Origin of the sequence: Cupriavidus necator N-1 (assembly GCF_000219215.1) — a bacterium.
In the GTDB taxonomy this organism is placed as follows: domain Bacteria; phylum Pseudomonadota; class Gammaproteobacteria; order Burkholderiales; family Burkholderiaceae; genus Cupriavidus; species Cupriavidus necator.
Genome location: NC_015726.1, coordinates 1,676,571 through 1,697,299, shown reverse-complemented (window position 1 = coordinate 1,697,299; position 20,729 = coordinate 1,676,571). Strand labels below are relative to the sequence as shown.

Genomic DNA, 20,729 nt, shown 5'->3' with positions numbered 1-20,729 from the left:
ACTCCAAGCTTTCAAGCGAGATTTCCGTATAGGATGATGACCTAAAATCATCAACTCAGCCCCCCGATGCGGCAACGACTCCCCAGCCTGTCCAGCCTGCGCGCCTTCGAGGCAGCCGCGCTGCACCTGAACCTGCGCCGCGCGGCGGCGGACCTGTTTATCACCGAGAGCGCGGTGTCGCGCCAGATTGCGTCGCTGGAAGGGCTGCTTGGCGTGCAGCTGTTCCACCGCGCCAACCAGCGCATCACGCTGACGGTGGCCGGCACGCTCTACAGCGGGCAGGTGCGGGAGTTGCTGCGCAAGCTGCAGCGCGACACGCTCGACCTGATGGCGCACGAGGGCGCGGGCGGCACCGTCGAGCTGGCCTGCGTGCCCACGCTGGCGGTCGAGTGGCTGATACCGCGGCTACCGGCCTTTTATGCGCGCCATCCGGGGATCGTCGTCAATATCAGCGCGCAGTCAGACATCTTCCTGTTCGACGGCACGCCCTACGACGCGGCGATTCACTTTGGCGAGGCCGTCTATCCCGGCGCGCGTGCCGACCGGATGTTTGACGAAGAATCGGTCGCGGTCTGCCATCCGGACTTCTTCGAAGGCAAAAAGCGGATCACCCCGCAGGACATCGCCCTGTCCCCGCTGCTGCACCTCGCCACGCGCATTCTCGGCTGGAAGCAATGGATGGAAGCGGCCGGCATCGACGACGTCAACGCCATGCGCGGTGCACGCTTCGACCACCACTCCATGGTCATCGCCGCCGCACGCACCGGGCTGGGCGTTGGTCTGGTGCCGCGCTTCCTCGTGGGGGAATACCTGGCAAACCGCCAGCTGGTCATGCCCGTCGCCCATTCGCAGCGCTCCACGAGCGCGTATCACCTGGTCTCGCCGGATACGCGGCCGATGAGCGAGGCGATGCAGCGGCTGCGCGAGTGGCTGCTGGAAGCCGCGGGCGAGTTTGCGACAAAACAGTCTGCGCCTGCGGACGATGCTGGCAACTAGCAAGCCGACGCACGCCGCAATTCACACCACCATTTCCAGACCCGGCGTCGGCCGGCGTTCCAGCAATGCGGCCAGCCTGCGCAGCGCAGCCGATAACTGCGCGCGGTCCTCCACGCCACCGAGCGAGATGCGGATGGCATTCGGCGCGTTGGGCCCCTCCCAGAAGGCGTCGGACGGCGTCACGCGCAGGTCCTCCGCCAGCGCGGCCCTGGTGAGCTGCTGCGCCGACCAGTGCTCGGGCAAGCGATGCCATGCGTGGATGGCGCTGGGCGGGAGCTGGCCGATCCCGCTCAGCCATCGGCTTGCCAGCGCGCATCTGGCCAACGCTTCGGTCCTGATGCCGTCGAGCAGCTGCATTGCCGAGCCATCGTGGATCCATTGGGTCGCCAGGGCGGCGGTCATCGGTGCCGCCATCAGGGCAAAAGCCCGCAGCGATGCCAGCAGATCGTCGCCGCGCCTGCCCTCGGGCAGCATGACATATGCGGTCCGCAGCCCCGGACTGAGCGTCTTGGACAGGGTCGAGACATAGTACGTGCGCTCGGGAGCGAAGCTGGACAGCGGCGGCGGCGCTGACGGCGTCAGCAGCCAGTAGGGATCATCCTCCAGCAAGGTGACATCACAGTGCGCCGCGGCCCTGGCAATAGCCTCCCTGCGTGAGGCCGGCATGGTGTGCGTAGTGGGATTCTGGGCTGTCGGATTGAGGTAGGCCAGCGTTGCACCGTCGGCACGGGCCGCTTCGAGGGCGTCGGGGAGCATCCCGTCGGCATCGACCTGCGCGATGATCACACGCCGCCCGAGTTGTGCCGCGGCCGCGCGAATGCCGGGGTAGGCCAGCGGCTCGCTCACGATCGCATCGCCAGGCCGGGTCCGGGCCAGGATCACGGCGGCCAGCGCAGCCTGGGCGCCCGGGCATACCACCAGCCGCCCAGTGGCGATGGGCCCGAATATCTGCGCGAGCCAGAGCGCTCCGGCCGACCGGTCGGCAGCACTGCCGCCGCCGAGCTGGTAGGTCATCAGCAGGTGCGGGTCGCTATGCAGCAGCACCTGCGACAGGCCGCGCCGCAACAGGTCCTGGAAATCCAGCCCCGCCGGTGGCGGCGGCACGTTCATGCTCATGTCGATCACCCGCGCCAGCTCCGCCCGCGGCGCGGCAATGAAGGTGCCGAGGGCCCCGCGGGCATCGATCAGATGGCGGCGCTTGGCCTCGTTGTAGGCACGCGTGACGGTGGTCAGGTCCACGCGGAGGGTCTTGGCCAGGCTGCGCTGTGGCGGCACGCGATCGCCGGTTACCAGCCGGCCTTCGCCGATCGCCCGCTCGATAAAGTCCACGATCTGCAAGTAGCGGGCACCGCCACCGATTGTGATCTCAAGATCCCATTTAGCACTGACATCGCTTCCTTGCATGGATTTCATCCCGTATATTTCTTCGATGTATGGGTTTTGTCTTGCATTAGCATGCCAGACATCACCGAGGGAATCCATACAAACCACGCCCGCGCGGGGCTGAGCCAGCACTTGAATCGGAGCGCGTGGCCGGGAGCCTTCGGTGATCCGTAACCAAGGTGTCCGAAATGCTCAAACCTATTGCCGGGCCGGCAGACAAGAATCGACAAGGCCCGCTCCCCCGCCCATCCCCCGGCTCGAAGCGCCGTCTTCCCACCCTGTTGCTGTGCGCCTGCCTGAGCGCCCTGCTGAGCGGCTGCAACCTCGAACTGCTCAACCCCAAGGGCAGCATTGGGGAACAGGAAAAGTCACTGATCCTGATCTCCCTGTTCGTCATGCTGATGGTCGTCATCCCCGTGATCGTCCTGACGCTGTGGTTCGCCTGGCGCTACCGCGAAACCAATACGAGCGCCCCCTATGCCCCCAAATGGGCGCACTCCACCAAGATCGAGGTCGTGGTCTGGGGCATCCCCTGCGTGATCGTGGCCTGCCTGGCTGTGCTGATCTGGGACTCGACGCACAAGCTCGATCCCTATCGGCCCCTGGAATCGCAGGTCAAGCCGATCCAGGTCGATGTAATCGCGCTGAACTGGAAATGGCTGTTCATTTATCCGGAATACGGCGTCGCGTCGCTGAACCAGCTTGCGATCCCGGTCGGCACGCCGGTCAATTTCCGGCTGACCGCGGAATCGATGATGAACTCGTTCTTCATCCCGCAGCTCGGCAGCATGGTCTACGCCATGGCGGGCATGCAGACGCGCCTGCACCTGATCGCCGACACCCCCGGCGTCTATCTCGGCCAGTCCGCCGCCTACAGCGGCCCCGGCTTCTCGGACATGCATTTCAAGACCCTGGCCACCTCGCGCGAGGAGTTCGATGCCTGGATCCAGGCTGCCCGCGCTTCGTCGCAGGCGCTCGACCTCAAGACCTACCGCACGCTTGAACTGCCCAGCAGCAAGGACCCCGTGACGCTGTACGCCGCCGTCGCGCCGAAGCTGTTCGACCAGGTCGTCGACAAATACATGCTGGCAAACGGCCAGATCTGCCGCGCGGACACCCCGGAATCTCTGCAGGCCTTCCAGCGCGTCCCGCCGGCGCCCGCTGGCCGCATGGAGCAATAAGAATGCTTGGAAAACTCAACCTGGACGCCATCCCTCTCCATGAGCCGATCATCATGGGGACGCTGGCCGTCGTGATCGTGCTGGGCATCGCACTGATGGGCGCCATCACGTACTACGGCAAGTGGAAGACCCTCTGGAACGACTGGATATGCTCGGTCGACCACAAGAAGGTCGGCGTGATGTACATCATCCTGGCGCTGGTGATGCTGCTGCGCGGCTTTGCCGATGCCATCATGATGCGCGCCCAGCAGGCGATCGCCTATGGCGATGCCGCGGGCTACCTGCCGCCGCACCACTACGACCAGATCTTCACGGCGCACGGCGTGATCATGATCTTCTTTGTCGCGACGCCGCTGGTGCTCGGCCTGATGAACGTGATCGTGCCGCTGCAGATCGGCGCGCGCGACGTTGCCTTCCCGTTCGTCAATTCGCTGAGCTTCTGGATGTCGGCAATGGGCGCGGTGCTGGTGATGATGTCGATGTTCGTCGGCGACTTCGCCGCCACCGGCTGGGTCGCCTACCCGCCGTTGTCCGAGCTGGGCTACAGCCCCACGCCAGGCGTTGACTACTACATCTGGTCACTGCAGATATCCGGGCTTGGCACCACGCTGACGGGCATCAACTTCATCGTCACAATCTTGCGCATGCGCGCGCCGGGCCTGAACCTGATGAAGATGCCGGTCTTCACCTGGACCGCCCTGATCACCAACATCCTGATCGTGGCGATCTTCCCGGTACTGACCGCCACGCTCGCCCTGCTCACCGCCGACCGCTACCTCGGCATGCATTTCTTCACCAACGAGCTGGGCGGCAACGCCATGATGTACGTGAACCTGATCTGGATCTGGGGCCACCCGGAGGTCTACGTGCTGATCCTGCCGGCGTTCGGCGCCTTCTCCGAGATCATCGCCACGTTCTCGCGCAAGCCCCTGTTCGGCTACAAGTCGATGGTGTACGCCACCTCCTCGATCGGCGTGCTGTCGTTCTTCGTCTGGCTGCACCACTTCTTCACCATGGGCTCCGGGGCGAACGTCAATGCCTTCTTCGGCATCATGACCTCGATCATCTCGATCCCCACTGGCGTCAAGCTGTTCAACTGGCTGTTCACCATGTACCGGGGCCGGATCCGCTTCCATACCTCGACCATGTGGACCATCGGCTTTATGGTGACGTTCGCGGTCGGCGGCATGACCGGCGTGCTGCTCGCCATTCCCGGCGCCGACTTCGTGCTGCACAACAGCCTGTTCCTGGTCGCGCACTTCCATAACGTGATCATCGGCGGCGTGCTGTTCGGTTGCCTGGCCGCGATCACCTTCTGGTTCCCGAAGGTGTTCGGCTTCAAGCTGAACGAGTTCTGGGGCAAGGTGTCGTTCTGGTGCTGGCTGACCGGCTTCTTCCTGGCCTTCATGCCGCTCTACGTGCTCGGCTTCAAGGGCATGACCCGCCGGATGAACCACTATGCCAACGTCGACTGGCATCCCTACCTGGTGGTGGCGCTGGTGGGTGCCTTCGTCATCGGCGCTGGCATCCTGGCGATGATCGTGCAGTTCGCGGTCAGTATCCGCGACCGCAAGCAGAACCAGGACCTGACCGGCGACCCGTGGGATGGCCGCAGCCTGGAATGGTCGACCGCCTCGCCCGCGCCGTTCTACAACTTCGCGCACGTGCCGCATATCACCTCGCTGGAACAGCACTGGGACGACAAGGAAGCCGGGCGCGCATGGCGCCAGCCGGCCCGCTACGAAGACATCCACATGCCCCGCAACACCTCGGCAGGCTTCATCGTGTCGGCGTTCGGGCTGCTGTGTTGCTTCGCGCTGGTCTGGCACATGTGGCTGGTGGCCGCCGTCGGCCTGGTCGGCGCCATCGCCACCTTCATCGTGCGCAGCTATGACCGCGACGTCGACTATTACGTGCCAGCCGCCGAAGTCGAGCGGATCGAGCGCGCGCGCTATGCACAACTGCAGGAAGCTGCCTGACCATGACTCCGACTCTCTCCCCTACCCTGCACCATCCCGGGCACGAGGCGGCCCACGACGCGGCGCACCACCATCACGAAGCCGGCGCGCACACTCCGCTGGGGTTCTGGCTCTACCTGATGAGCGACTGCCTGATCTTCGCGGTGTTGTTCGCCACCTTCGGCGTGCTGTCCGGAAACACGGCCGGCGGCCCCGGCGGGCGGCAACTGTTCGAGCTGCCGTTCGTGTTCGCCGAAACCATGGTGCTGCTGCTGAGCAGTTATACCTTCGGCCTGGCCATGCTCAGGCAGGGCGCCGACGACGCGCCGCGGATGATCCGCTGGCTGGCGGTGACCTTCGCGCTCGGCGCACTGTTCATCGCCATGGAGGTCTATGAGTTCGCGCACCTGTTGCATGAGGGTGCGGGCCCCGGCGTCAGCGCCTACCTGTCGGCCTTCTTCACGCTGGTCGGCACGCACGGGCTGCATGTCACGTCTGGCCTGCTGTGGCTTGCGGTGATGATCCACCAGATCAGGCATTTCGGGCTGGACGATATCGTGCGCCGCCGCCTGGCCTGCCTGAGCCTGTTCTGGCACTTCCTGGACCTGGTCTGGATCTGTGTCTTCACCTTCGTCTATCTGCGGGAGTTCGCATGAAATCGTCCCACCTTCATTCGGTGCATGCGGACCAGACGGCCGCGCACGGCAGCGTGCGCAGCTACACCATCGGACTGCTGCTGTCGGTCGCGCTGACGATGGCATCGTTTGCGGCAGTGATGACCGGATCCCTGCCAACGCAGGCCGCGATCGCGCTGGTCGTGGGCCTTTGTGTCGCGCAACTGCTGGTGCAGCTGGTGTACTTCCTGCATCTGGGCACCGGTCCCGGCCAGCGCGGCAACACCGCCATCTTTGCCTGTACCGGCTTCCTGATCGTCATCGTCGTGGCCGGCTCGCTGTGGGTGATGCACAACGCCGATATCAACATGATGCCGACCGACATGTCCATCGAACGGGCACGTGCAAAAGACTAGCGCTCGCGCGCAAGGAGGCTTTCCACCATGTATATCTATGACGCCATTGACCAGAAGCTCGTCGACGAACGCGTCGTGCAGTTCGCCGACCAAACCCGCCGATTCCTGAGCGGCCAGCTCACCGAGGATGAGTTCCGCGTGCTGCGGCTGCAGAACGGCCTCTATATCCAGCGCCATGCACCCATGCTGCGCGTGGCGATTCCCTACGGCATGCTGGCGTCGCGGCAGTTGCGCAAGCTTGCGGAGATCGCGCGCCGCTGGGACCGCGGCTACGGGCACTTCAGCACGCGGCAGAACCTGCAGTTCAACTGGCCGCGGCTCGAGGATGCGCCTGCCATTCTCGCGGAGCTGGCCACGGTGCAGATGCACGCGATCCAGACCAGCGGCAACTGCATCCGCAATACCACCACCGACCACTTTGCCGGCATTGCGCCCGACGAACTGGTGAACCCGCTGGTGTGGTGCGAGATCGTCAGGCAATGGTCGATGCTGCATCCGGAGTTCGCCTTCCTGCCGCGCAAGTTCAAGATTGCCATCAGTGGCGCGCAGACGGACCGGGCCGCGGTTGGCGTCCATGACATCGGGCTGCAGGCCGTTGAACAGGACGGCCAGGCCGGCTTCAAGGTCTGGGTCGGTGGCGGCATGGGCCGAACGCCGATGGTCGGCAAGCTGATCAACCCCTTCGTCCCCTGGCAGGACCTGCTGACCTACCTGCAGGCCACGCTGCGCGTCTACAACCTGCACGGCCGCCGCGACAACAAGTACAAGGCGCGCATCAAGATCCTGGTGAAGGACCTGACCCCGGAAGTGTTCCGGGCGCAGGTGGATGAGCAGTGGCAACGCATTCGCGGGGGCCCGGACACCGTGTCTGAAGGCTTTGTCGCATCCATTGCCGAGCGCTTCACGATCCCGCCGTATGAGCCCGCGGCCGCCGACGAGCCGGACGAGTCAGCCGAACTGGCCAAGACTGACCGTGCCTTCCGCCTCTGGTTGAAAAGCAATGTGCATCGGCACCGGGTGCCTGGCTACGCAGCCGTCACGGCATCGCTGAAAGCCGCGGGCCAGGCGCCCGGCGACATCACTGCGGAGCAGATGGAAATCATGGCTGACCTGGCCGAGCGCCACGGCTTCGGCGAACTGCGCGTGTCGCATGAGCAGAACCTGATCCTTGCCGATGTCCGCCGCAGCGGCCTGCACGCCTTGTGGCAAGCGCTGGACGCTGCCGGGCTGGCCACGCCGAACGTGGGCCTGATTACCAACATCATCGCCTGCCCCGGGGGCGACTTCTGCTCGCTGGCCAATGCGGTCTCGATCCCTCTGGCACAGGCGATCCAGGAGCGCTTCGACGACCTCGACCATGTACACGACATCGGCGAGCTGGACCTGAACATCTCCGGCTGCATCAACTCCTGCGGCCACCACCATATCGGCCACATCGGCATCCTCGGCGTCGACAAGGCCGGCGAGGCCTGGTACCAGATCACCATCGGCGGCCGGCAGAACGGCGGCGACGGCCAACGCCGCCCGGATGGCGTGGCGGCCAGCGGCGCAGCCATCGGCCGCATCATTGGGCCGTCCTTTGCCCAGGAGCAGGTTCCGGATGTGGTGGAGCGGCTGATCGAGACCTATTTGCTGCATCGGGACAGCGAAGCCGAACGCTTTGTCGACGTGGTTGGCCGTATCGGCATCGAACCCTTCCAGCGCGCGGTGTACCCGGACCCTGACAGCGGCTCGCGGCGAGCTCGCCAGGAGGCAGTAAATGCCTGACCATGACCATTGCGCCGGGCAGGACCGGCACAACGTCATCCGTGACGGACGACTGATCGCAGATGACTGGCTGGCTCACATCGGGGATGCGCAAGACGCCGACAACACCTGCCCGCCCGACGCGCCCGGCTACCTGGTGACACTGGAGAACTGGATCGCCCACTGCCAGCGATATCGGCTGCGACAGTATCCGCTCGCGGTCTACCTGTCGCCGGACGCGGAGCCTCAGACCCTGCTGGAACCTGGTGCCACGGTCGTTGACCCGACCGGCATAGCGATGATTGCCATCGATTTCCCGGTCTACACGGATGGTCGTGGCTATTCGATCGCACAGCTGCTCCGGCACCAGCTAGGCTGGACCGGAGAGCTGCGCGCCGTGGGTGACGTGATGATCGACACCGTGCACTACCTGGCGCGTTGCGGTTTCAACAGCTTTGCGCTCAAGCCCGGGCACGACCCGGCAGCGGCGCTGCGCGCTCTGGCCACGTTCTCGTCTTCGTACCAGCGTAGCTATGGCCCGGCAAGCCGATAGCAAGCGCTGCCTGGCGCCGATACGAAAGATGCCCGCCCAGCCCTGCGCCAAGCCTGATAGCTTGTGGTCCGCTATCGCCGAACTCTCGGGCGAGCAACTGCATACGATTATCGATATCGCGCAGCTCTCACGGAAGGCGACGACGGATATGGCTTCGTTCAGGGCTCGCATTCTCGGTGTCTTCGGAAACGTCGCCGGTTTTGAAATCACACCGCCTTCGGAATCCATCCTGCAAGAGCTCTGGGAAAGGTATCGCTCCACACTCTCCGCGCTCTAGCTGTGCGGATCATTCGGAAGATCGGCCCGACCCGGAGCGATGCCGCGCGTTCAAAAATTGGCTTCGATGGCCTTCCTGGCGCCCTCTGGCACCTCGTTCGGTATGACACGGTGCGCGAGTATCGCGTAGCTCCGGGCAGCCGCCACTGCGGCGGGATTCACCAGCCGCTTCGGGCCGCCCAGCCACGCAAAATGATCTCTCCCGTCGTCACTCCGGAACCACGCGAAGTCGCCGATGGCGTCAAGGCCGCGCTTCACCATCTTCAGCAGCGCCAGGGCTTCCTCTGAAACCCCCAGGTGCCGCCCTGTGTCATGAATGACCGTGGCCAGGTTGCGGAGCTTGTTGGTCGAGGTGGTCTCGCCGTTTTCCTGGTCAGGTAACAGCTCGACGACCAGAATCCCCCTGTGCGCGGTGATGCGTGCGTGCTGCATAGATCCTCCCAACGGATGGTTGTCGCCTTGCGATCCTACGCATTGACCAAGCAAGTTCCTGGCCAGGCCATGCCAAAAGTGCAGCCTACCGCCCGTTTATGACATTACGCCCCGGCATTGGCTGCGCGAGCGGCGGTTGAGCGCGGCGCCGGTGCGGCGCTATTGGTCCGGTGTTGGCACCGGCCCGGCACTTCCCGAGGACTGTTGGGCCGCAAGCGACTCGCGAGGCCCAATCGCACCTGCACAACCCGCCACTCCCATGGCAAGGCGCTGCCCTATCCTTGCTATGGGAGGCTCCGCGCGGCGATCCTGCCGTCGGGCACAGGAATCGGCTGTTGGTCAATCCCGGCGGGAGGGCGGCATGCGCGCGTTGGTCTTCTGCTCTGTGCAGTTCCTGTTGGCGGTGACATGGACCCTCTATGTGGCCTTCCTGCCGCAACTGGCCGCGCAGGCCGGCATCGCGCGCGCGCACGTCGCCTTGATCCTGCTGATGGACCAGTTGATCTTTGTCGCGATGGACTTCACGTTGGGCATCGCGGCCGACCGTGTCGCCAACGCAATGCGCAGGCTGGGAGGCTGGGTGCTGGGGCTGTCCGTCATCTCCGCGATGGCGTTCGTGCTGCTGCCCCGGGTAACTTCACCGGTGCTGCTGCTGGGCCTGACCGCGCTGTGGGCGGCCACCTCTTCGGCATTGCGCGCGCCGCCCATGGTGATCATTGCCCGGCAGCTGCCCGCGACCGCGTCGTCGTTCCTGGTGGGATGCTCGCTGCTCGGCGTCGGCCTTGCCGGAGCCGTGGCGCCGCTGCTGACCGCCCGGCTGCGCGATGCGTCGCCCATGCTGCCGTTCCTGGCCGCCAGCGCGGGGCTGGTGGTGGCCGTGGCCGCGCTGCGATGGATGGAATCCGGCCCGGCGCGCCACGATGCCGACGCCGTGCCCGCGCCGGCAGCCGGCGTTGCGCTCAGGCGCGTCTGGCTGCTCTTTGCCGCAGTCTGGGTGCTTGCGCTCGGCTTCCAGATCCACACCACCGTCAACTCCGCGCCGGCCTACCTGCGCTTTGTCACGGCTGCCGGGCTGGAGCGCGTGACGCCGGTGTTCTGGATTGGCTTCGCGCTGGGCGCGCTGCTGCCCGCGACATCGTTGCTGCGGCGCTATCCGCCCTATACGCTGCTGGTGACCGCCGCGGCCCTTGGCGCGCTGTCGTTGTTCGGCTTCACCATTGCGGGCTCGCTCCGGGCCATCCTCGCCGTGCAGTGTCTTGCCGGCGGCCTGTGGGGAATCATGTTCGCCGCGACGGCCAATGCGGCGCTCGACGCCGGTCAAGTCGGCCGCGAAGGGATGTACACCGGGCTCGTATTTGCCGCCCTGGCGGTTGCCGCGTTCATGCGCATTGCCCTGGTGTCATCGGGCGCCAGCAAGACCGCCGTGCTGGCAAGCCTGCTGCCATGGCTGCCAGCCGTGGCCTGGAGTGCCGGTGCCCTGTTGCTGGCGGCTTTCCTGTCAGGAAACCTGACCTACCTGATGGCACGCAGACAGGTGCTGCGCCAGCAGGTCGGTTCCGGTTAGCGGGGCCTTCCCTTTCCTGGTCCGCTGCTTACCTATCTGGAGAATTCGAATGAAGATCGCTAGCGCAGTTTCCGCTCCGGTGGCCGGGGCGTTGATGTGCCTGTGCATCGGCACCGCACACGCCGCCGGCATGCAGGTGTCGTCCACCTCGTACGCCGAGGGAGCCACGATCGGCTCGCAGTATGCGCATGATGGCGTTGGCGGCGACCAGAAGCCCTGCGGTGGCAAGGGCGTGTCGCCGCAGGTCTCGTGGACGAAGCTTCCCGCGGGCGCGAAGTCTGTCGCCATCCTGATGTATGACATGGACGGCGTCGCCGGTCTCGGGGTCTCGCATTGGGTCGCCTACAACATTGCCGCAAATCGCGGCCAGCTGAAGGAAGGCGAAGGCAAGGCGGACGGGCCAGGCATCACGGTCGGCAAGAACGTGCGTGGCGAGGCAACGTACCGCGGCCCCTGCGCGCCAACCGGCGAGGCGCCCCACCACTACGTCGTCACGGTCATCGCGACGGATCTGGCGCCGAACCTGCCTGCGGGCATGACGCGCGAGGAACTGATGGCTGCGCTCAAGGGGCATGCCCTGGAGGCACAGAGCTTTGTCGGACGGTTTGGGCGTTGAAGGGCGCGGCGTGTCCCGGTGCGGTAGTGCGGCGTCGGGTAGCCGGCCGGATGCAAAATCAGCGCCGCATGATTGCCACGATCGAATCCAGCCGGGTTCTGTCACAGGCCAGCGCCATGCCGTCCGCAAACACCGGCTGCGCCAGCCGTGTCAGCACATCGCCCGGCGGTGCCTCCACCACCAGCCTGGCGCCATTGGCGTGGGCCAGCAACATGGTTTCATGCCAGCGCACTGGCGTCGCCATGTTCTGCGCGAGATCCTCCGCGATTCTGCGTGGATCGCGCAGTTCGCGCGCCTTGCTCGCACTGAAGTAGCGCAGCGCAGGCGCCGAAATCGCCACCCCCTGCATGGCTTCGCCCAGGGAGCGCGCGGCGTCAGCCAGCAGCGGACAGTGCGACGGCACGTGGATGGCGACCGGCCTGGCCGCCTGCGCACCAGCCGCCAGCGCCAGCGTCGACACTTCCGCCAGCGCCGACAGCTTGCCCGCGATCACAATCTGCGTGGGGGCGTTGAAATTGGCCAGGTACACCGGTTGCTGCGGCGTGCAGACCTGCGCCACCAGCGGTTCAAGCCGGTTCCGGTCCAGGCCGAGGATCGCCGTCATGCCATAGCCATGCGGAAAGGCCTGCGCCATCAACTCCCCGCGCAAACGCACCAACCGCAACGCATCGGCAAAGTCCAGCACACCTGCGGTCACCGCCGCCGCATAGGCGCCGATGGAGAGACCGGCCACCGCGTCGGCGCGGGCGTCATGCGCGGCCAGGCAGCGCGCCATGGCCACGCCCGCCGTCAGCAGGCAAAGCTGGGTCCATACCGTGGACTGCAGGCTTGCCGGCGTATCCATCTCCGCCGCCGGCACTTGCAGCACGTCTTCCGCCTCGGCCAGCACCGCTGCCACCGCGGCATGCGCGGGCAGGTCCTTCAGCATGCCGGTCCGCTGTGTGCCCTGGCCGGGGAAGGTAAGCAGGACATTCATGCCGTGGGTTGCCAGGGATCGTCGCACAGCCGCGGGCCGTGATCCGTCTTCAGCAGCACCTTGCCGCCGCTGCGCAGGCGTTCCAGCAGCGAGAAGCCACCAAACGGGGTCGCGACCTGTATATCGAGCCTGGCCGGCGCGGCGCGCTGCAGCTCGGCCAGCAGGTCCAGATGCGGGGCCGGGAGGGGTTGTGCGGCCTGCACGACGAGGTCAAGGTCGCTGTCGGCACGCAGCACGTTGTGCGGACAGGCGAGCGAGAAGCCGGCGCTGCCCGTCACGCCCCACCGGATACCGGCGGCGTCGAGCCAGTCGGCGATGGCCTCGAGCGCGAGGATTGCTGGCAGGGCCGCCAGCTCCGGCCGCCGCCGCCATGCACGCTGCGCGGCCAGGTCCATCGGCGTGACAATCTTGCGGATCGCCGCGGGCGTGATCCAGGTGCCGAAGCGTTCCGCGCGCGTGCGGCCGCGCAGCCCGACGGGGACTGCGCCAGGCCGGCGGCCGTCGCGCCGGACGACCAGCGGGGTCTCGCGCAGCGCTGGCAGGCAGACCCATTCCGGCAAGGCGTCGCGGCCCAGGTCGCTTGCCGGATCGCCCAGCCAGACCAGGTCGTGTGGCGCGGGCGTCGCCGTGTTCAGGCTTGCCATTGCCGCGACAGGCAGTCACGCACTGCAGCCGACGCCTTGCGGTTTGCGCCCGCCAGCCGGCCGGACAGTCCGTGCGCCGGGTCGCGTCGGATCTCCGCCAGCGCAGAAAGGATGGTGTCGCGCGCCAGGTGCACATCGGCCGGCACCGGGGCACTTGCCGACTCGACGTCGATCAGCCGCCACAGGATGCCCAGCGTGGCGAAGTTTTCGATGTCGTAGGCCATCGGCGGAACCGTCGACGCCAGCGCTTCGAGGTCCTCGACTGTGCGCATGGTGACCCTGGCGGCGGCCTCCTTGCCCATCGCATGCACCAGCACGCCCTCGTCATTGAACGCGATGATGCGGTTGGCCTGGTAGCCGTGCGCGAGGAAGGCTCCCGACATGGCACGCCCGACGATCAGCGCCACCACCGGATGGCCGGCCAGCCGCGCCTCGGCATAGGCAGCGACAGCGCCGGCCAGCGCCTGGTGGATGCCGAGCGCTTCTTCGCGCCGGCCGTAGGCCTGGCTGGGCGTATCGACGATCGCCACGATGGCGCGCTTGACCGGCAATTCGCGGTCTGCTTCGATCGCTTCGCGCACCGCGCGCGCCAGCGACCAGCCTTCGAGCAGACCGGCCTCGCCATGACGTGCCCGCGGGAAGCGGCTGTCGGCGTCAGGCACCAGCGCGATCCAGCGAACCGCGGTCCCCGCCAGTTCGCCGTCGGCAACCAGCACTGAGTCCGGCAGCCCCGGCTGGATCCGTGCCGCGGGCGCCAGTGCCTGCAGCCAGCGTTCACCGCGGCTGGGTTCGCGCGCGGTAGCGGTTTGGGTTGGTGAGTTCATGCGTCGGTCCCCCGTTGCAACAACGCCTGCACATCGGCCGGCGTGGGCTGCGCACTGGCGTCGTACGCCTGCAGCGCGGCCAGGTATTGGGCGTATTGTTCACTGCGATGGCTTCCCGCGACCGGGCCGCGCAACAGTTCGGCGACCTGCCTGCGCATCGCGTCGCAGTCGTCATCGACATACGCATCGGCGAAGCCGGTGGCAACGCGCTGCGTGCCGCCGGTGAAGCTCCAGATAAAGGGCCGGTCACGCGAGTCGTACTCGGCGATGCCCGCCTCCTGCTCGATCACGGCCGGACCGTTCAGGCCAAGGCGCCCTTCCTGCGTCATCACCAGCGCGGTACACAGGCCCGCGGCAATCGACATGCCGCCGAAGCAGCCCACCTGCCCCGCGATCACGCCGACCACCGGCTGGTAGCGGCGCAGGTCGACGATGGCCGCATGGATCTCGGCAATCGCGGCCAGGCCGAGATTGGCTTCCTGCAGGCGCACGCCGCCGGTCTCCAGCAGCAGCACTGCGCGCGTCGGTTCACCGCGGCGGTTGTCCTCGGCGGCCAGCTCCAGTGCACCGGCAATCTTGGCGCCGCCGACTTCGCCCATGCTGCCGCCCTGGAAGGCGCCTTCGATGGCCAGCACCACCACCGGCATCCCGTCGATGCGCCCCTTGGCGACCACCACGCCGTCATCGCTCTGCGGCACCACACCCTGCGGCGGCAGCCACGGCGACTGCAGGCCGTCGAACGGCCCCGCCAATTCGCGGAAGGTGCCCGGGTCCAGCAACGCACGAGCGCGCTCGCGTGCCCCCAGTTCGATAAAGCTGTTGCGCGCCAGCAGTTCCGCCGTGTTCATGCGCCCTCTCCTTGTTGGGGGTCGCCCAGCGCCTCGAAAGCCTCCGCCAGGCGCATGCCGACCACGCCCGGCGTGGCGCCGAAATCGTGGATGCGGATCTGCATCGACGCGCGCGGCTCGGCGGCGAAGACGCGCGCGAGCTGCGCATCCCAGACACGGCCATAGCCATTGACCGAAGTGGTGATCTCAACCGTGGTCACGCCGCCGCTGCCGGGCTCGACCAGCACCTCGAGGTCGCCCGACCCCACCACGCCCACCAGCACGCGCGCCCTGGCAGGCTGCCCCGCCGGAAATTCAAATCGCAGTTGTTCCATCAAAGTCCCCTGAATTGTTGCCCATCGAGCCCTGCGACAGCCGGTCGAGGAAGATCGTCGCGGCCAGCAAGTCCGCCGCGCCGCCCGGCGAGGCGCGCTGCGCCAGCATGCCGGCGTCCAGGCTGCGCAGGTGCCGCCGTCCCGCCACCGTGCCCGTGCCACCGGCAGCGAGCACCGCCTTTGCGCCGGCCTGCATGTAGTCCAGGCCCTTGCGCCCCGACCTCGCCAGCACGCAGGTATCGTCCAGCTCGCTCATCAACGCCAGCAGCGCATTGAGGCGTGCCGTGGATTCGGTGTCGCCGCGCGCGCGGCTGCGTTGCAGGGCCGGCAGCGCCAGCCGCATCACGTGCGGGAACCCTGCCCGTGCCTGCGCCCGCGCACCGCCAACGCCGTACGCCAGGCAGGCGAGCTCGCCCTTGTTGCCGGTAACCACCGGCCGGTGGCGGTCGGGCAGCGCGGCGATGGCACCCGCCGTGGCACTGATCGCCGCGGCATTGGCGGGCTGCCCGGCGGCGCCGAGCTGTCCTGCGGCGCCGACCAGCAAGCCGATGCACCAGATGGCGCCGCGATGCGTATTGACACCGCCGGTGGCGGACAGCATCACCGCCTCTGCCTCGCGGCCGAGCGCGCCCAGTTGCTCGCGCAGCCCATACCCGACGCGCGGCGCCTGCAGGCCGGCATCGGCCATCGCCGCGAACGACGGGCCCAGCGAGTGCGCTGAGCGCAGCATCAGCGACAATGTCAGGTCGGCATGAGCGCCGCTGCCACGGCTGTCGACCAGGCCAGGCTTGGGCGACAGCCGTGCTTCTTCCACGATCGCGCTGACCGCCAGGCCAGCGAGTGCCTGGGCGCGCGGAACGGCCGCCGGCTGGTGCCAGTGCTGCGCCGGCGTGTGCAGGATCCTTGCTGCTGCGCTCGCCATTACCAGCTCCGGAAGCGGGCGGGCGGCGCGTACAGCCCGCCGGACCAGTCCACCAGTTCGGCCATGCTCTTGGCCGCCAGCAGGCTGCGCGTGGCCTGGCTGCGCTGCACACCCAGGTCTTCGGGCAGCGCGATCAGGCCGTCGCTTCGCATCCGGCGCGTGGTGGCAGGATCATGCTTCATGCCGATCGGCGTGACGCCTGCCACCGCGGCGATCATCCGGCGCCGCTCTTCCAGCGATTGCGCCTTGTACAGGTAGGCGATCCCCTCTTCGGTCAGCACGTGCGTGACATCGTCGCCGTAGATCATCACCGGGGCGAGCGGCATGCCGCTTTCGCGCGCCACGTCGACCGCGTCCATCGATTCCACGAAGGTGGGCTTGCCACCCGCCTGGAAGGTCTCAACCATCTGCACCACCAGCTTGCGGCCGCGCGCGAGCGGGTCGTCCGTCTCGATCAGATCCAGCCATGCCGGCGTCGGATGCCGGCGCCCGCCAGGCTGGTGACCCATGTTGGGCGCGCCGCCAAAGCCGGAAAGCCGCCCGCGCGTCACTGTGGACGAGTGGCCGTCGCCGTCGATCTGCAGGGTCGATCCGATGAAGAGGTCCACCGCGTACTGGCCGGCAAGCTGGCAGAACGCGCGGTTCGAACGCATCGAACCATCCGCACCGGTAAAGAAGACATCCGGCCGCGCGGCGACATAGCCCTCCATGCCCAGTTCGCTGCCAAAGCTGTGCACGCTCTCGACCCAGCCGGTCTCGATGGCGGGGATCAGCGTCGGATGCGGGTTGAGGGTCCAATACTTGCAGATCTTGCCCTTCAGACCCAGCGACTCGCCGTAGGTCGGCAGGATCAGCTCGATCGCCGCGGTGTTGAAGCCGATGCCATGGTTGAGCGACTGCACCTGGTGGCGCTCGTAGATGCCGCGGATCGCCATCATCGCCATCAGCACGTGGACCGGCTTAATCAGGCGCGGGTCGCGCGTAAACAGAGGTTCGCAGAAGAAAGGCTTGTCCGCCTGCACCACGTAGTCGATCCAGGAGCCGGGCACGTCCACGCGCGGCAGGCCGGTGGGGTCGTCGACGATCTCGTTGACTTGCGCAATGACCAGCCCGTCGCGGAAGGCCGCGGCCTCTACCAGTGCCGGCGTGTCCTCGGTGCTGGGGCCGGTGTAGAGATTGCCCTCGCGGTCGGCCTTGTAGCCGGCGATCAGCACGACGTTGGGGACCAGGTCCACGTACAGCCGCGCATAAAGCTCGATATAGGTGTGGATCGCGCCCACTTCGAGCTGGCCGTCCTCCAGGAACTGCGAGATGCGGATGCTCTGCGCGCCGGCGTACGAGAAATCCAGCTTGCGCGCGATGCCGCGCTCGAACAGGTCCAGGTGTTCCACCCGGCTGACGCTCGGGATGATCATGTGGAGTGCATTCACACGCGCGGGATCGACCTGTGCCAGCGAGCGCGACAGAAAGTCGGCCTGCTTCTGGTTGTTGCCCTCCAGCACCACGCGGTCGCCCGAAAGCAGCACTGCCTCCAGGAAGGGCACGATATCGCTGGTCGGCACCAGCTTGCCCTGGGCAATGGCGGCGGCGTTCTGCTTGCGGCGCGCCTTGGCTTCCCTGCGGGTGTTCCATTGGCGGCCTGTGCTGGTGGTGGTCATTGCATCTCCGGGCTGACGTCTGTCTGATGTGCCCACCTTAAACAGGCGGCGCTCACCGAACAATCACGTTGGGCGGAGAACCATTACGCTGGCCGGAAGCAAGGCCTGAAGCGCGGCCGGACCCAGCCTCGGCGTCCTATGGCTCCGCGTCGCGCATGGCCATGCGGCACACCGCGGCCAGCGCCAGCAGGTTGGGATCGCGCTCGCGGCGGCGCAGGAAGCTCAGGCCGATGGTCTGCTTGATGTCGTATTCGCCGGCCAGTGGCACGAACGCCACGTTGCGCGAATACACCCCTTTCACCCGCCCCGGCAAAAGCGTGTAGCCGATGCCACCACCCACCAGGTTCATCAATGAGAAGATATCGCCGACTTTCATCACCACGTTTGGCGTGAATTGGGCAATGCGGAAGGCCTCGACAAAGCCGTGATAAGTGACGAAGCCCTCGCTCAATGCCACAAATGGCTCGTCGCGGCAGGCTCGCAGGTCGACCGCCGGCATCGAGGCGTAGGGCGAGTCGGCAGGCGCCGCAAAGAAGATATCGTCCTCGAACAGCGGGATCGACTCGATCTCCGGATCGGGCTCGGGCACGGCCATCAACGCGGCATCGATCGAGCCCTGCTTGAGTTTGTGCAGAAGGTCCGCATTGGAGCCCAGCACCAGTTCAGTCTGCATTTCCGGGCGCCGCAGCTTCAGCCCGATCACGATCCTGGGCACGGTCTGGACCGTCAGCGAGTAGAGCGAGCCGATCTTGAGCTGGTCGGCCGAATAGCCGGCGGCCTCGCGCGTGGCGCGGATGCCGTCGGCCATGGCCTTGAGCACTTCCCTTGCCGTATCCGCCAGCACATAGGCCGCATCGGTCGGGATCAGGTTGCGGCCCTCATGCCGGAACAGCGCGCAGCTCGTGCCCTCTTCCAGCGAATGCAGCGCACGGTGCACGCTGACCGTGCTGGTGTCCAGGATCTCGGCCGCCTTGGCCAGGTTGCCGGATTCCATGAACGCCAGCAGGGCTTCGAGTTTGCGGAAGGTGATCTCTTCGCCAATGCGGATTCTCATGGTTCTGGGCTCGGGTGTGGGGGTGGCCTCCTATCTTAGCCGCGTGGCGGCCAGTTCGCATGGTTAGTGGACTAACTGGCTTGGCCGAGCGATCGCGACCGGAATTCAGAGCACAACGAAGATAAACCACAGCACGACCGGCGCAATCACGGTCACCAGCGCGCCATAGACCATCAGCTTGCGGAAGAAGGCCTGCCGGTCCACGCCCTGTGCGTTGGCCAGTACCAGCGCACCGTTGGTCGAAAACGGGCTCACATCCACGATCGTCGAAGACACCGCCATCGCCGCGATAAAGCCGATCGCGCTGACGTCGGAGCCTTGCTGCAGGAACGGCACGGCAAGCGGGATCAGCGAGCCGAGCACCGCGGTTGACGATGCAAACGCCGACACCACCGCACCCACAAAGCACAGCAGCAGCGCCGCCATCAGCGGCGAGGTCAGGTGGGCCACGCTATGGCCGACGAAATCGATTGTGCCCATCTTGTCCATCACGCCCACAAAGGTGCTGACGCCGACGATCAGCATGATCTCGGGCCACGACACCTGGCCCAGCGCGCGCTTCTGCAGCTCCGGTGCCATCAGCGTGAGCACCAGCGCGATGGTCAGCGAAACGAAGCCGATATCGAGCTTGAAGTAGAGCGTGAGGACGGCCAGTGCCACCAGGCCGGCCACGGTCAGGTACTGGTAGAGGCCGGCCGGCGCCTCGGCGGTGCTGGCGGCATCGCCCTCGAGCATCGATCCGCGGTCGCGCGCCATCGTCTTCCGCTCTTCCATGCCGGCCTCGGCCTCGGCATCGCCATAGATCTGCGCGCCCTGTGCCGGCACGGTGTGTGCACCGAAGGGTTGGCCCATGGCCAGCACACCGTCGGCGACCACGTGCGGCGCTGCCGCCGCCGGCGCCGCTTGCCGCATCAGGCGCAGGCCGCCGAATGCGACGAACAGTCCCGCGGCCACGGCAAGGTTGACACCCAGGCTGGCAAAGGCCGTCGCCATCTCGTTCAGCGGCAGCCCCGCCTTCTGCACGATCTTGTTGGTGATGCCGCCATAGATGCTGATCGGCGAGAAGCCGCCGCCCTGCGCACCGTGGATCACCATCAGGCCCATCAGCAGCGGGTTGATGCCGTAGCGCGCGGCAAAGCCCAGCGCGATCGGCGCGATGATTGCCACCGCTGCCGGGCTGACCGCGCCGACCGAGGTCAGCACCGCCGCGATCATGAACATGATCCACGGGATCGCCGCGATCCGGCCGCCCACGGCGCGCACAGCAAGCCGCACCAGCCAGTCGATGGTGCCGTTGTTCTGCGCCACGGCGAACAGGTATGTGATGCCGACCAGCGTCAGGAACAGGTCGGCGGGGAAGCCGGCCAGGATAGCCTTGGCCGGCATGGCGGCAACCAGGGTGCCGACCAGGAACGCGCCGACAAAGGCCAGCGCGCCCATGTTGATGGGCAGGACCGTGGCGATGACGAACATCAGCCCCAGGACAGAGATGGAAATCAGGTGTTGCGACATAGCGGCTCCGTCGCGGCAGGCGCGCCGGGGCGCCCATCGCTTGGTAGGAATTGCGTGGGATTGGTTTTCGGCTGGAACTGCCGAAGGTGATGCGCCGCTACGGCAAGGTGTGGAAGGGGTAGGCCGTCACATGCGTCTCCTTGTGGATATGGCCTCGCTTGAATGCTTCAAGTCGGCGCCATTTTTGAGTCTTGCTTTTGAGCCAAGAATAAGGTGGCAGACAATGAGCATCAATTAAGGTG

At 66.5% G+C, this 20,729-nt stretch carries 21 protein-coding genes; 10 read left to right on the top strand and 11 right to left on the bottom strand.

The genetic code is table 11. The features are described from left to right. Positions 1–66: 66 nt before the first annotated feature. Positions 67–996 carry a LysR substrate-binding domain-containing protein gene (locus CNE_RS08095; protein WP_013956638.1) on the top strand — a complete coding sequence of 310 codons (930 nt, stop codon included), beginning with the start codon at positions 67–69 and terminating at the stop codon, positions 994–996. 21 nt (positions 997–1,017) lie between these two features. Here the strand turns inward: CNE_RS08095 and CNE_RS08090 are convergent, their stop codons facing one another. Continuing rightward, positions 1,018–2,400, bottom strand: a complete 1,383-nt coding sequence (locus tag CNE_RS08090) for an aminotransferase-like domain-containing protein (protein ID WP_013956637.1) — start codon at positions 2,398–2,400, stop codon at positions 1,018–1,020. 167 nt (positions 2,401–2,567) lie between these two features. On the opposite strand from CNE_RS08090, the gene cyoA reads away from it, so the two are divergent. The 7 genes from cyoA to CNE_RS08055 are packed head-to-tail and all read left to right on the top strand — an operon-like array spanning position 2,568 to position 9,124. After that, the gene (gene cyoA, locus CNE_RS08085; RefSeq protein WP_013956636.1) at positions 2,568–3,560 is read left to right on the top strand and encodes a ubiquinol oxidase subunit II; all 993 of its coding nucleotides are present in this window, start codon (positions 2,568–2,570) and stop codon (positions 3,558–3,560) included. A 2-nt stretch (positions 3,561–3,562) separates the two neighbouring features. Next, positions 3,563–5,539 (top strand): cytochrome o ubiquinol oxidase subunit I, encoded by a 1,977-nt coding sequence (gene cyoB, locus CNE_RS08080; protein WP_013956635.1) that lies wholly within the window; start codon positions 3,563–3,565, stop codon positions 5,537–5,539. Positions 5,540–5,541: 2 nt separating this feature from the next. Further along, complete coding sequence (gene cyoC / locus CNE_RS08075; RefSeq protein ID WP_013956634.1) at positions 5,542–6,174, top strand: cytochrome o ubiquinol oxidase subunit III; 633 nt, start codon at positions 5,542–5,544, stop codon at positions 6,172–6,174. Further along, positions 6,171–6,548, top strand: coding sequence for a cytochrome o ubiquinol oxidase subunit IV (gene cyoD, locus CNE_RS08070; protein ID WP_013956633.1), 378 nt, complete (start codon positions 6,171–6,173; stop codon positions 6,546–6,548). Before cyoC ends, cyoD begins: the two co-directional genes overlap by 4 nt. Positions 6,549–6,575: 27 nt before the next feature. After that, positions 6,576–8,315 (top strand): nitrite/sulfite reductase, encoded by a 1,740-nt coding sequence (locus CNE_RS08065; protein WP_013956632.1) that lies wholly within the window; start codon positions 6,576–6,578, stop codon positions 8,313–8,315. After that, a complete protein-coding gene (locus CNE_RS08060; protein WP_013956631.1) occupies positions 8,308–8,847 on the top strand; it encodes a DUF934 domain-containing protein in 540 nt (179 codons plus the stop codon). Before CNE_RS08065 ends, CNE_RS08060 begins: the two co-directional genes overlap by 8 nt. Before the next feature lie 28 nt (positions 8,848–8,875). Beyond that, entirely contained in the window at positions 8,876–9,124 is a 249-nt protein-coding gene (locus tag CNE_RS08055; RefSeq protein ID WP_041227897.1) for a hypothetical protein, read from the top strand. Between the two features lie 50 nt (positions 9,125–9,174). Here the strand turns inward: CNE_RS08055 and CNE_RS08050 are convergent, their stop codons facing one another. Beyond that, positions 9,175–9,555: a hypothetical protein gene (locus CNE_RS08050; RefSeq protein WP_013956630.1), complete on the bottom strand. Its 381-nt coding sequence runs from the start codon at positions 9,553–9,555 to the stop codon at positions 9,175–9,177. Positions 9,556–9,916: 361 nt separating this feature from the next. Between CNE_RS08050 and CNE_RS08045 the strand changes: the two genes are divergently transcribed. Next, the gene (locus CNE_RS08045) at positions 9,917–11,119 is read left to right on the top strand and encodes an MFS transporter (protein WP_013956629.1); all 1,203 of its coding nucleotides are present in this window, start codon (positions 9,917–9,919) and stop codon (positions 11,117–11,119) included. Between the two features lie 49 nt (positions 11,120–11,168). After that, on the top strand, positions 11,169–11,735 hold the full coding sequence (locus CNE_RS08040) for a YbhB/YbcL family Raf kinase inhibitor-like protein (RefSeq protein ID WP_013956628.1): 567 nt from the start codon (positions 11,169–11,171) through the stop codon (positions 11,733–11,735). 58 nt (positions 11,736–11,793) lie between these two features. On the opposite strand, the gene mdcH is transcribed toward CNE_RS08040, so the two are convergent. From mdcH to CNE_RS07995, 9 genes are all read right to left on the bottom strand, one after another. Next, positions 11,794–12,711, bottom strand: coding sequence for a malonate decarboxylase subunit epsilon (gene mdcH / locus CNE_RS08035; RefSeq protein WP_013956627.1), 918 nt, complete (start codon positions 12,709–12,711; stop codon positions 11,794–11,796). After that, positions 12,708–13,355 (bottom strand): malonate decarboxylase holo-ACP synthase, encoded by a 648-nt coding sequence (locus CNE_RS08030; protein WP_013956626.1) that lies wholly within the window; start codon positions 13,353–13,355, stop codon positions 12,708–12,710. Before CNE_RS08030 ends, mdcH begins: the two co-directional genes overlap by 4 nt. Beyond that, positions 13,343–14,179: a biotin-independent malonate decarboxylase subunit gamma gene (mdcE, locus tag CNE_RS08025; protein WP_013956625.1), complete on the bottom strand. Its 837-nt coding sequence runs from the start codon at positions 14,177–14,179 to the stop codon at positions 13,343–13,345. Before mdcE ends, CNE_RS08030 begins: the two co-directional genes overlap by 13 nt. Next, a complete protein-coding gene (locus CNE_RS08020) occupies positions 14,176–15,027 on the bottom strand; it encodes a biotin-independent malonate decarboxylase subunit beta (protein ID WP_013956624.1) in 852 nt (283 codons plus the stop codon). Before CNE_RS08020 ends, mdcE begins: the two co-directional genes overlap by 4 nt. Then, entirely contained in the window at positions 15,024–15,341 is a 318-nt protein-coding gene (locus CNE_RS08015) for a malonate decarboxylase subunit delta (protein WP_013956623.1), read from the bottom strand. The genes CNE_RS08020 and CNE_RS08015 overlap by 4 nt, the downstream gene beginning before the upstream one ends. Continuing rightward, positions 15,322–16,263 (bottom strand): triphosphoribosyl-dephospho-CoA synthase, encoded by a 942-nt coding sequence (locus CNE_RS08010; RefSeq protein ID WP_013956622.1) that lies wholly within the window; start codon positions 16,261–16,263, stop codon positions 15,322–15,324. Before CNE_RS08010 ends, CNE_RS08015 begins: the two co-directional genes overlap by 20 nt. After that, the gene (gene mdcA, locus CNE_RS08005; protein WP_013956621.1) at positions 16,263–17,921 is read right to left on the bottom strand and encodes a malonate decarboxylase subunit alpha; all 1,659 of its coding nucleotides are present in this window, start codon (positions 17,919–17,921) and stop codon (positions 16,263–16,265) included. Before mdcA ends, CNE_RS08010 begins: the two co-directional genes overlap by 1 nt. Before the next feature lie 136 nt (positions 17,922–18,057). Then, a complete protein-coding gene (locus tag CNE_RS08000) occupies positions 18,058–18,975 on the bottom strand; it encodes a LysR family transcriptional regulator (protein ID WP_013956620.1) in 918 nt (305 codons plus the stop codon). Positions 18,976–19,080: 105 nt separating this feature from the next. Continuing rightward, on the bottom strand, positions 19,081–20,487 hold the full coding sequence (locus CNE_RS07995) for an SLC13 family permease (protein ID WP_013956619.1): 1,407 nt from the start codon (positions 20,485–20,487) through the stop codon (positions 19,081–19,083). Positions 20,488–20,729: the final 242 nt, after the last annotated feature.